A 9,608-nucleotide genomic window follows, 5' to 3' on the forward strand; every position below is an offset into this window, starting at 1 on the left:
CGCTCCCGACTACTGGCTAACCGGGCAATGCAGACGCGTTATCTCACCGCGTCGCCCCAGAGGAGAAATAAGTGTAACCGTGATGCTGACACATCCTGCGTGCGTTGTCTGCACCCGACTGGCCTGCCAGCCTGCGGGCAGAACATTTGTCGAGAGCTGTGCCTGATTCCATGCATGGTGCCAGAGCTGGCGATACTGGTTAAACAGGGTAAACCGCGCCGCCAGCGCCCGATGATAGCCGGCCAGTGCCGTGACGATGATTACCAGCAGCATCATCGCCAGCAGAACCTCAACCATGCTAAATCCTTTCTCTTTGTTTATGGCAGTTGGCATAGCGAACGCTCCTCTAGCGGACAAAAATCACTCCAGCCGTGAGGCGAAAAGTGAATTTTACCGTCGACGCTCTCTCCTGAACGCCAGAGCAGCAGGTCGTTGACTCCAGCAATCAGTAAAACAGTGTTCTCACTCAGTTGCCGCAAACACACTCGCCACGCGGGTGCCTTTTTACACTGAACTTCAGGGTCGGGTGACCAGTTCTGAACGCGTCCCCACTCAAGCGCTGACTGGACAGAAGCCTGCTGCTGTAGCGAACGGCTTTCACCGCCAACGAGCGCACTAAACGTGGTGAGTTGCTGGTTTAGGCCAGTGAGGATCAGGGTACCGAGCACCAGCAAAAGCAGGACCAGCCCCAGAGAAGACATACCGCGTTGACGGTTCACAGGTTGTACCCCGTGACCGTATACAACGCCTGATAAGGCTCCCCATGCTCGCCTTTGCGAAGGGCGGACAGTTCGATATTCAGCTCCGGCGCAAACCCGGCGCGTGTAACTTTCCTCACCACAAAGTGTGCAATCGCAAGCCTGTCCGGGTCCGTGAGCTTTTCCCATCCCTTACCTTCACACGAGGTTGCCCCACGCAGGGTTTCCAGCGCGCCCGATTCCAGACGAAAACCGGTGCTGTCGTTTTCTGATGCACTACGATCCCAGCGGCCGTTACTGTTGGCATCCCACCGCACAATGACGCAACTGCCCTGCCTTGCGATCGTCAGCCCTTGCCCCTGACAGTTCCCCGCACAGTAACCCGCACGCTGAAGCTGTTTGCCGAAAGCAAACAGGCGCTGCCAGACCTCTTCTTCCAGCTCTCTCTGGCCGGATTGCAGTAATACCGCCCGCTGCAATCCGGGTAAAAAGCGCGATGCGCCAATCAACAACAGGCTACTGATGGCCGTGGCAATCAGAACTTCAGTCAGCGAAAAACCGCGCTGTCTCATCGACATGAACCTCCCTGTGAGACCTTACACATTCTGATGCGCCCTCCGTCTGAGACTATGATCAGCCATTCTCCGGCACGGCTTTGAACCCTTATCCGCCCTGCCCATGCCGTATCCCTTAACCCATAGAACCCTAATGACGGCGTGACTTCGCTCACCGCGACCTCTGGCCAGAGTGGAATCAGAACAAAGGGGCTGCCCTTCTCACAGCCTTGTACGGCTGAGCTCACGAGGCACTCCTTTTCGCCCACCCGCTGAAGGCGAATTTGATGGTCGCGGTTGTGCCGGTTGGCGTCGTTGCGCAGAAAGACCAGATAGTCGCGCACCTGGTCGGCGGTTTGCCACAACCGCTGCTGCCGCTGCCAGCTGTCCCAGCCGTACAGACCTGAGGCGCTGAGTATGACAACCAGCGAGACAGCCACCAGCGTTTCGATAAGCGTAAAGCCGTTCTCTTTTTTCATGCGGGAAGTGTGGCGATTCGACGAGGGCGTGGCGAGCGGTGAATAAGGGTTTTACGAGGCGTTATCCGAAGAATTGAGCGTGTTGCAGCGCGTTGCACGCTTTCTTGATAACGCCTCGTAAAACGGGATGAAGACGAAAAAAAACCGGCGCTAAACAGCACCGGTTGTGTCACGCTTTATCGCATCAGATAGCGACGGGCGCTTTGATGCCTGGATGCGGGTCGTAGCCCTCAATCTCAAAATCATCAAAGCGGTAGTCGAAGATTGATGCCGGTTTGCGTTTGATAATCAGCTTCGGCAGCGCACGCGGTTCGCGGGTGAGCTGAAGATGCGTCTGTTCCATATGATTGCTGTAGAGATGGGTGTCCCCACCTGTCCAGACGAAATCACCCACTTCAAGGTCACACTGCTGCGCCATCATGTGGACTAACAGCGCATAGCTGGCAATGTTAAACGGCAGGCCCAGGAACACGTCACAGGAGCGCTGGTAGAGCTGGCAGGAGAGCTTACCGTCGGCCACATAGAACTGGAAGAACGCGTGGCACGGTGCCAGCGCCATTTTATCCAGCTCACCCACGTTCCAGGCAGAAACGATGATTCGGCGCGAGTCCGGATCGTTTTTCAGCTGGTTCATGACGGTTGTGATCTGGTCAATATGGCGGCCATCAGGCGTTGGCCATGCGCGCCACTGCTTGCCGTATACCGGGCCCAGGTTGCCGTTTTCATCTGCCCATTCGTCCCAGATGGAGACGTTATTTTCGTGCAGATACGCAACGTTGGTATCGCCTTGCAGGAACCAGAGCAGTTCATGAATGATAGAGCGCAGGTGGCAGCGCTTTGTCGTCACCAGAGGGAAGCCTTCTTGCAGATTGAAGCGCATCTGGTGGCCAAAAATGGAGAGCGTACCGGTACCGGTACGGTCGTTTTTCGGCGTGCCCTCATCGAGCACTTTTTTCATCAATTCAAGATACTGTTTCATGATTCCTCAGGAAAGTTGTTGCTGTGGACGACGACGATACGCCCAAATCATCATAATGGCACCCGCTACGATCATCGGAATGGAGAGGATCTGCCCCATGCTGATGTACTGTACCCATTCGCCGGTAAACTGGGCGTCGGGCTGGCGGAAGAATTCGACGATGATGCGGAACGCGCCATAGCCAATCAGGAACAGCCCGGAAACAGCCCCCATCGGGCGCGGCTTGCGAATAAACAGGTTCAGAATGATAAACAGCACCACGCCTTCCAGCGCCAGTTCGTACAGCTGGGACATATGACGCGGCAGCACGCCGTAGGTATCGAAAATGGGCTGCCACTCCGGGTGCGACGGCAGCAGCGCGATATCTTCCGCGCGGGAGCCCGGGAAGAGCATCGTGTACGGCACGCTTGGGTCAACGCGGCCCCACAGCTCACCGTTGATAAAGTTGCCCAGACGACCAGCCCCGAGACCAAACGGGATCAGCGGTGCGATAAAATCTGACACCTGGAAGAAGTTGCGCTTGGTGCGTTTGGCAAAAATCACCATCACCAGGATCACCCCAATCAGGCCGCCGTGGAAAGACATGCCGCCGTCCCAGACGCGGAAAAGATAGAGGGGATCGTTCAGGAATACCGGGAAGTTATAGAACAGAACATACCCAATACGGCCACCGAGGAACACGCCGAGGAAGCCTGCGTATAGCAGGTTTTCAACTTCATTTTTGGTCCAGCCGCTGCCAGGACGGCTGGCGCGACGGCCCGCGAGCCACATTGCAAAAACGAAGCCCACCAGGTACATCAGACCGTACCAGTGAAGCGAAACAGGTCCTACTGAGAAAATGACCGGATCAAACTCCGGAAAATGCAGATAACCACTGTTCATCTGTCACCACAAGATGTTGTTATTCCGCTGAAAGTGGACAGCGGTAGAAATGCGATTCTGCCTTAAGCAGAGGCTCCAAAGTTGCGAATCATAGCATAAGGCTGGCGCGGAGGATGCGCCAGAGATGTAAAAGATGTGTATAGGGTTTTGTGCACGATGGTCCCCTCACCCTGGCCCTCTCCCCAAAGGGGCGAGGGGATTGTTCACTGCTCGCATTAATTTGTGGGGATCCCTCAGCCCTGTGAGAGAGGGGAAGGCTTTAGCGACCACCGCGAATCAGCCCGCCCATACCGCGTCGTTCCATAAATGCCGCCACCTGGTGACGAACCTCAGCCGCCAGCTGTGCGTCAAGGCTGCGCTCAGCCAGCTCACGGGCATCATTGATGTCTATATGACGCAACAAATACTTCACGCGCGCTACGGCACGGCCGTTCATCGACAGATGGCGGTATCCCAGACCAATCAGGATCGCGACGCACATCGAGTCTCCGGCCATTTCACCGCACAGGCGTAGATCAATACCGTACTGTTCAGCCTCACGGGCAATCATCGCCAGCGCGCGAATGATTGCCGGATGCAGGCTATCGTAGATACTGGCGACGCGGGTGTTGTTCCGGTCGACGGCCAGAATATATTGCGTCAGGTCGTTGGTACCGACAGAGATAAAATCAACGCGGTTTGCCAGCTGCGGCAGCATGAAGACCATAGACGGCACTTCGAGCATGACGCCGATCCGTGGTTTCGGGATCGCATAGCCAATCATCTCTTCCACTTCACGACCAGCACGTTCGATCAGGCGCCGCGCTTCGTCGATCTCATCAATGCTGGTGACCATCGGCAGTAAGATGCTGAGATTGCCCGTCGCAGCATTAGCGCGCAGCATGGCGCGCACCTGGATCAGGAAGATCTCCGGCTGATCGAGCGTAATGCGGATCCCGCGCCAGCCAAGACACGGGTTCTCTTCGCTGATCGGCATATACGGCAGCTGTTTATCCGCCCCGACATCCAGGGTACGCAGGGTGACAGGCTTGTCGTTGAACATTTGCAACATCCCCTGATACTGCGCCACCTGCTCCTCTTCGGAGGGGAAACCGCTCTGCAGCATAAACGGGATTTCAGTACGGTACAGGCCAATACCGTCGATGCGGCTGCCCAGCTTTTCTTCGTGCTCAGGGCTTAAACCGGCGTTGAGCATGACTTTGATCCGCTCACCGCTCTTCAGCTGTGCGGGAAGGTTAACGTCATCTTCCGCCAGCTTGCTTAATTCATTCTCTTCGCTGATGAGACGCTGATATTCCTGGAGCAGAACGGGTTCAGGATCGACCAGCAGTTCACCGCGGTAACCATCCACCACCAGCGTGCGTCGATGCAGTACCGACGGCTGGATATCTGCCCCCATAACGGTAGGAATACCGAGCGCGCGCACCATAATGGCGGCGTGGGAGTTAGCGGCACCATCGCGCACCACGACACCGGCCAGCCGGTCCTGCGGCAGTTCAGCCAGCGTCGTTGCCGAGAGTTCATCGGCCACCAGCACAAACCGTTTTGGCCAGGCGTTTGGCCCCTGAATGGTGTCATCAAGATGGAACAGCAGACGTTGCCCCAGCGCACGGAGATCGCCGGCACGCTCCTTCAGGTAACCGTCTGTTAATGCTGCAAATTGCTCAGCAAATTTTTCGATGACCTTTTTAACGGCCCATTCTGCTACCGAACCTTTATCCACTTCCGCAAAAAGCTCACGGCGCAGCCGCGCGTCGGAAAGCAGGTGCGAATAAAGGTCGAAGATAGCCGCCGTCTCTTTTTGTGCGCCTGCGGCAAAGCGCTTGCTGTAACGACGAAATTCATTCGCCGCCTCTTCCAGCGCGGCGGTAAGACGCTCGCGCTCCAGCGCTTCATCGAGCGTAGAGGCTTCGTAAACCTGCTCCATTAACGGCAGCGTGGCGTCCATCCAGCCTTCAGCAATCGCTACCCCTGGCGATGCCGGAAGGGCACGAATGCGCGTATGGCGATACTGACCGAAGAGCGCTGCAAGCTGAGACTGTGAGAGGATCGCCGCCATCTGTGTCGCCAGCGTGACGAGGAAGGACTCTTCGCTTTCATCGTACTGACGCAGCTCCCGCTGCTGGACGACCAGCACGCCCAAAAGTTGACGACGCTGGATAATCGGCACGCCAAGGAACGCGCGGAAACGCTCTTCTTTTACGGAAGGGATGTATTTAAAGCTGGGGTGTTTTTGCGCGTCGGCAAGGTTGATAGGTTCAGCCAGCCGCCCAACCAGGCCGACGATACCTTCATCAAATGCGAGCGTTACGGTGCGTCCCCGTGGCTTTTTCAAACCACGGGTCGCCATCAGGTAATAGCAGCGCCGATCGTGGTCGGCCAGATACACCGAACAGACTTCGGTCTCCATCGCAAGACAGATGTCAGTGACCAGAATATTCAGCGCCTCGTTGAGACGCGGAGCACTGGCCACCTTCTCGACTATTTCTCGCAAGCGGGTGAGCATGATTTGCGTAGCTTAACCTCTTTTACGTCGCCAGGCAGGTGCGCTCTGCGGCTTAGGCGGGATCTCCTGAAGCTGCATAACCACACTTGCAAACTCTTTCATCACCCTACGGTAAACATCGCGCTTAAATGACACGACCTGACGAACAGGATACCAATAGCTCACCCAGCGCCAGCCATCGAACTCCGGCGTACTGCTGGTTTGCATATTGATGTCTGAATCGTTGCCCACCAACTGCAGAAGAAACCACTTCTGTTTCTGGCCGATACAAACCGGCTTTGTGTCCCAACGCACCAAACGTTTCGGTAACTTGTAACGCAACCAGTTGCGGGTCGAAGCGAGGATGCGAACATCTTTTCGGCTTAAACCGACCTCTTCAAAAAGCTCCCGGTACATCGCTTGTTCTGGGGACTCTCCCGGATTGATCCCGCCTTGCGGGAACTGCCAGGAGTGCTGACCATATCGACGGGCCCACATTACCTGGCCCTGACGATTACAAATTACTATTCCTACGTTCGGGCGGTAGCCATCGTCATCAATCACCGGACTACCCCAAACTAAACCTTATATATGAATGATTGTTTCACACTACAGTGAGGCGGTAAACCACTCTCTTACAGGCCTGCAACCTAATAACATTTGAATAACTCACAAATAAGTGCAGAGTTATAAACAGATATACGGTAACGAGGACAATTTTATTCACCTTTTCTGTGGATATAGTTGTGAAGAAGTGTCTGATTACCGATGAACAACCTTAAACAACCTCTCCCGCCCTCTTTCACACCGTCAATATAAAATCATATTTTTCATACGATTAACTTAATACCAGTAAATAAAACGCAGAATAGCGTGACGATCGTCACAGCAGGGATCGTCGTACTGATGAAAGATCGAACAGCGTCGGTTTTATCCACAGATTGTGCCAATAAGTTAGGCACAATTTGTCTGAAATTTGGATTTTCATCGCACGTCAAGGCTGTAAATTGAAACAGTAGTCAGGGTTATGCCCAGTTATCCCACTTTTCTGTGGATAACATGGTGTAAGATCCTGTTTATTGTCAGTGACCAGATTTGAACAACCCGTTTTACGTCTCAGATGAAACAGTTAAAACCTCATAAAAAAACCTATAAATCATAGACATGGAATATTGGGACAGAAAAAGATAAACTCTATCCACAGGGGACAATTTCTTCGTTTATTTTTTAATCAAAAGGTTACCTTCATGCATTCGCTTACCCCCTTGCTCTCACCGCCGTCCAGCGAAGGCCAGCTGCTAGAGCAGGCACAGCGCCTGGCAGGCTTCTCGCTTGGCGAACTGGCGGCTATGGCAGGGCTTCAGATCCCGAAGGATCTTAAACGGGATAAAGGCTGGATCGGCATGCTGCTGGAGCTGTGGCTGGGTGCCAGCGCCGGGAGCAAACCTGAGCAAGATTTTGCCGCCCTTGGCGTCGAGTTAAAAACCATCCCCATCGACAGCTGGGGCCGTCCCCTGGAGACAACCTTTGTCTGCGTTGCGCCCTTAACCGGCAATACCGGCGTGACGTGGGAAACCAGCCACGTGCGTCATAAGCTGAAACGCGTGCTTTGGGTACCGGTTGAAGGTGAACGGCAGATCCCGCTGGCCGAACGTCGCGTTGGCGCACCGCTGCTCTGGAGCCCGGATGAAGAGGAGGAACATCAGCTGCGCCTGGACTGGGAAGAGTTGATGGACATGATTGTGCTCGGGCAGGTCGAGCGAATTACCGCCCGACACGGAGAAGTGTTACAGCTGCGCCCGAAAGCGGCAAACAGCAAAGCGCTTACCGAGGCGATCGGCGCGATGGGCGAACCCATACTGACGCTGCCGCGCGGTTTTTATCTTAAAAAGAATTTCACCGGCGCGCTGCTTGCTCGTCATTTCTTACTTAAAACATAGTTTTTTACTTATTTTGCGAGCTCACAAACATAATCACCTGGTTTTTAAGATTTTACCGCTTCACCCTGTTGCCATAACGGGTTAATACTACACTATGATTTGATACGAGCCAGATGAGGACGATAACGATGAAAAAATGGGCGGTGTTAATTTCAGCAGTCGGGTTGGCGTTTGCCGTATCGGGCTGCAGCAGCGATTACGTCATGGCAACGAAAGATGGCCGGATGATCCTGACCGACGGCAAACCCGAAGTCGACGACGATACCGGTCTGGTCAGCTACCACGACCAGGCAGGCAATAAAATGCAGATCAATCGCGATGAAGTCTCGCAAATTATTGAGCGATAACGGTCGGAGGTCAGTAGCTTACTGGCCTTTTTGATTTTTTTCTTCCCCTTTTGCTTCCCCTCTGCCATGTTTATATTCCTTTGTCGGGAGGTTCCTGACGCGGTCTACATGTCTATTGAAGGAAGCCGGCTATGCATTATCACCGTATCCCCCACAGCGCTCTGGAGATAAGTCAACTGGGGTTGGGCACGATGACATTTGGTGAACAAAACAGCGAAGCCGATGCCCATGCACAACTCGATTATGCCGTCAGTCAGGGGATTAACCTGATTGATGTTGCAGAGATGTACCCTGTGCCACCACGCCCTGAAACACAGGGACTTACCGAAACCTACGTCGGTAATTGGCTGGCAAAACGCGGTAACCGTGAAAAGCTGGTCATCGCCTCGAAAGTCAGTGGCCCCGCGCGAAACAACGATGCCGGGATCCGCCCAAATCAGATCCTCGATCGCAAAAATATCCGCGCCGCGCTGGACGCGAGCCTGAAGCGTCTGCAAACCGACTATCTCGACCTGTACCAGGTCCACTGGCCCCAGCGCCCAACCAACTGCTTTGGCAAGCTCGGCTACAGCTGGAACGAGAGCGCCCCCGCCGTTACCCTGCTGGAAACGCTGGAAGCGCTGACGGAGTGCCAGCGTGCGGGAAAAATCCGCTACATTGGCGTGTCCAACGAAACGGCCTTTGGGGTCATGCGTTACCTGCACCTGGCGGATAAACACGATCTGCCGCGCATCGTCACCATCCAGAACCCGTACAGCCTGCTTAACCGCAGCTACGAAGTGGGGCTGGCCGAAGTGACGCAATATGAGGAAGTGGAACTGCTCGCTTATTCATGCCTGGGTTTTGGCACCCTGACGGGGAAATACCTCAACGGTGCGAAACCGGCCGGGGCGCGCAATACACTCTTTAGCCGCTTTACCCGCTACAGCGGCGAACAAACGCAAAAAGCCGTTGCAGCCTATGTGGATATCGCGAAGCGCCACGGCCTCGATCCGGCGCAGATGGCGCTGGCCTTTGTGCGCCGTCAGCCGTTTGTTGCCAGCACCCTGCTGGGCGCGACCACGATGGAACAGCTGAAAACCAATATTGAGAGTTTCCATCTGAACCTGAGTGAAGAGGTGTTGGCGGAGATTGAAGCGGTGCATCAGGTTTATACCTATCCTGCACCGTAGCCTGATGCTTTTGCCCGGTGGCGGCTTCGCCTTACCGGGCCTACAGGTGCTCAAACGTAGGCCGGGTAAGGC

Annotated in this window: 11 protein-coding genes and 1 pseudogene; 4 read left to right on the plus strand and 8 right to left on the minus strand. The window is 54.8% G+C overall.

All coding sequences use genetic code 11. The features are described 5' to 3' along the window. Positions 1-9: 9 nt before the first annotated feature. From URZ40_RS21060 to rppH, 8 genes are all read right to left on the minus strand, one after another. A complete protein-coding gene (locus URZ40_RS21060; RefSeq protein ID WP_316380106.1) occupies positions 10-333 on the minus strand; it encodes a prepilin-type N-terminal cleavage/methylation domain-containing protein in 324 nt (107 codons plus the stop codon). After that, entirely contained in the window at positions 318-719 is a 402-nt protein-coding gene (locus URZ40_RS21065) for a DUF2509 family protein (protein WP_316380105.1), read from the minus strand. The genes URZ40_RS21060 and URZ40_RS21065 overlap by 16 nt, the downstream gene beginning before the upstream one ends. Then, a complete protein-coding gene (locus URZ40_RS21070; RefSeq protein WP_116341824.1) occupies positions 716-1,276 on the minus strand; it encodes a prepilin peptidase-dependent protein in 561 nt (186 codons plus the stop codon). Before URZ40_RS21070 ends, URZ40_RS21065 begins: the two co-directional genes overlap by 4 nt. After that, the gene (locus tag URZ40_RS21075; RefSeq protein ID WP_239508660.1) at positions 1,267-1,704 is read right to left on the minus strand and encodes a prepilin peptidase-dependent protein; all 438 of its coding nucleotides are present in this window, start codon (positions 1,702-1,704) and stop codon (positions 1,267-1,269) included. The genes URZ40_RS21070 and URZ40_RS21075 overlap by 10 nt, the downstream gene beginning before the upstream one ends. Before the next feature lie 211 nt (positions 1,705-1,915). Further along, positions 1,916-2,710 (minus strand): thymidylate synthase, encoded by a 795-nt coding sequence (thyA, locus tag URZ40_RS21080; protein WP_014885081.1) that lies wholly within the window; start codon positions 2,708-2,710, stop codon positions 1,916-1,918. 6 nt (positions 2,711-2,716) lie between these two features. After that, on the minus strand, positions 2,717-3,592 hold the full coding sequence (gene lgt / locus URZ40_RS21085; RefSeq protein ID WP_316380104.1) for a prolipoprotein diacylglyceryl transferase: 876 nt from the start codon (positions 3,590-3,592) through the stop codon (positions 2,717-2,719). Between the two features lie 259 nt (positions 3,593-3,851). Then, the gene (ptsP, locus tag URZ40_RS21090) at positions 3,852-6,098 is read right to left on the minus strand and encodes a phosphoenolpyruvate--protein phosphotransferase (protein WP_116341830.1); all 2,247 of its coding nucleotides are present in this window, start codon (positions 6,096-6,098) and stop codon (positions 3,852-3,854) included. 12 nt (positions 6,099-6,110) lie between these two features. Continuing rightward, on the minus strand, positions 6,111-6,641 hold the full coding sequence (gene rppH, locus URZ40_RS21095; protein WP_013098553.1) for an RNA pyrophosphohydrolase: 531 nt from the start codon (positions 6,639-6,641) through the stop codon (positions 6,111-6,113). A gap of 442 nt (positions 6,642-7,083) precedes the next feature. Here rppH and URZ40_RS21100 point away from each other — a divergent pair. From URZ40_RS21100 to URZ40_RS21115, 4 genes and pseudogenes are all read left to right on the plus strand, one after another. Continuing rightward, a pseudogene (locus tag URZ40_RS21100) lies at positions 7,084-7,173 on the plus strand (hypothetical protein); the annotation flags it as partial. A gap of 151 nt (positions 7,174-7,324) precedes the next feature. After that, complete coding sequence (gene mutH / locus URZ40_RS21105) at positions 7,325-8,017, plus strand: DNA mismatch repair endonuclease MutH (protein ID WP_233003223.1); 693 nt, start codon at positions 7,325-7,327, stop codon at positions 8,015-8,017. 128 nt (positions 8,018-8,145) lie between these two features. Beyond that, positions 8,146-8,364 (plus strand): YgdI/YgdR family lipoprotein, encoded by a 219-nt coding sequence (locus tag URZ40_RS21110; protein WP_014885085.1) that lies wholly within the window; start codon positions 8,146-8,148, stop codon positions 8,362-8,364. A gap of 131 nt (positions 8,365-8,495) precedes the next feature. Further along, positions 8,496-9,536, plus strand: coding sequence for an NADP(H)-dependent aldo-keto reductase (locus tag URZ40_RS21115; RefSeq protein ID WP_028014287.1), 1,041 nt, complete (start codon positions 8,496-8,498; stop codon positions 9,534-9,536). Positions 9,537-9,608 lie beyond the last annotated feature (72 nt).

Origin of the sequence: Enterobacter sp. 296B2 (assembly GCF_034106185.1) — a bacterium.
In the GTDB taxonomy this organism is placed as follows: domain Bacteria; phylum Pseudomonadota; class Gammaproteobacteria; order Enterobacterales; family Enterobacteriaceae; genus Enterobacter; species Enterobacter cloacae_N.

What these genes read in the sequence shown, in the direction of transcription:
- mutH (WP_233003223.1), top strand. Translation starts at nt 7,325, where the DNA reads ATGCATTCGCTTACCCCCTTGCTCTCACCGCCGTCCAGCGAAGGCCAG.
- thyA (WP_014885081.1), bottom strand. Translation starts at nt 2,710, where the DNA reads ATGAAACAGTATCTTGAATTGATGAAAAAAGTGCTCGATGAGGGCACG.
- URZ40_RS21070 (WP_116341824.1), bottom strand. Translation starts at nt 1,276, where the DNA reads ATGTCGATGAGACAGCGCGGTTTTTCGCTGACTGAAGTTCTGATTGCC.
- URZ40_RS21060 (WP_316380106.1), bottom strand. Translation starts at nt 333, where the DNA reads ATGCCAACTGCCATAAACAAAGAGAAAGGATTTAGCATGGTTGAGGTT.
- URZ40_RS21115 (WP_028014287.1), top strand. Translation starts at nt 8,496, where the DNA reads ATGCATTATCACCGTATCCCCCACAGCGCTCTGGAGATAAGTCAACTG.
- URZ40_RS21110 (WP_014885085.1), top strand. Translation starts at nt 8,146, where the DNA reads ATGAAAAAATGGGCGGTGTTAATTTCAGCAGTCGGGTTGGCGTTTGCC.
- ptsP (WP_116341830.1), bottom strand. Translation starts at nt 6,098, where the DNA reads ATGCTCACCCGCTTGCGAGAAATAGTCGAGAAGGTGGCCAGTGCTCCG.
- lgt (WP_316380104.1), bottom strand. Translation starts at nt 3,592, where the DNA reads ATGAACAGTGGTTATCTGCATTTTCCGGAGTTTGATCCGGTCATTTTC.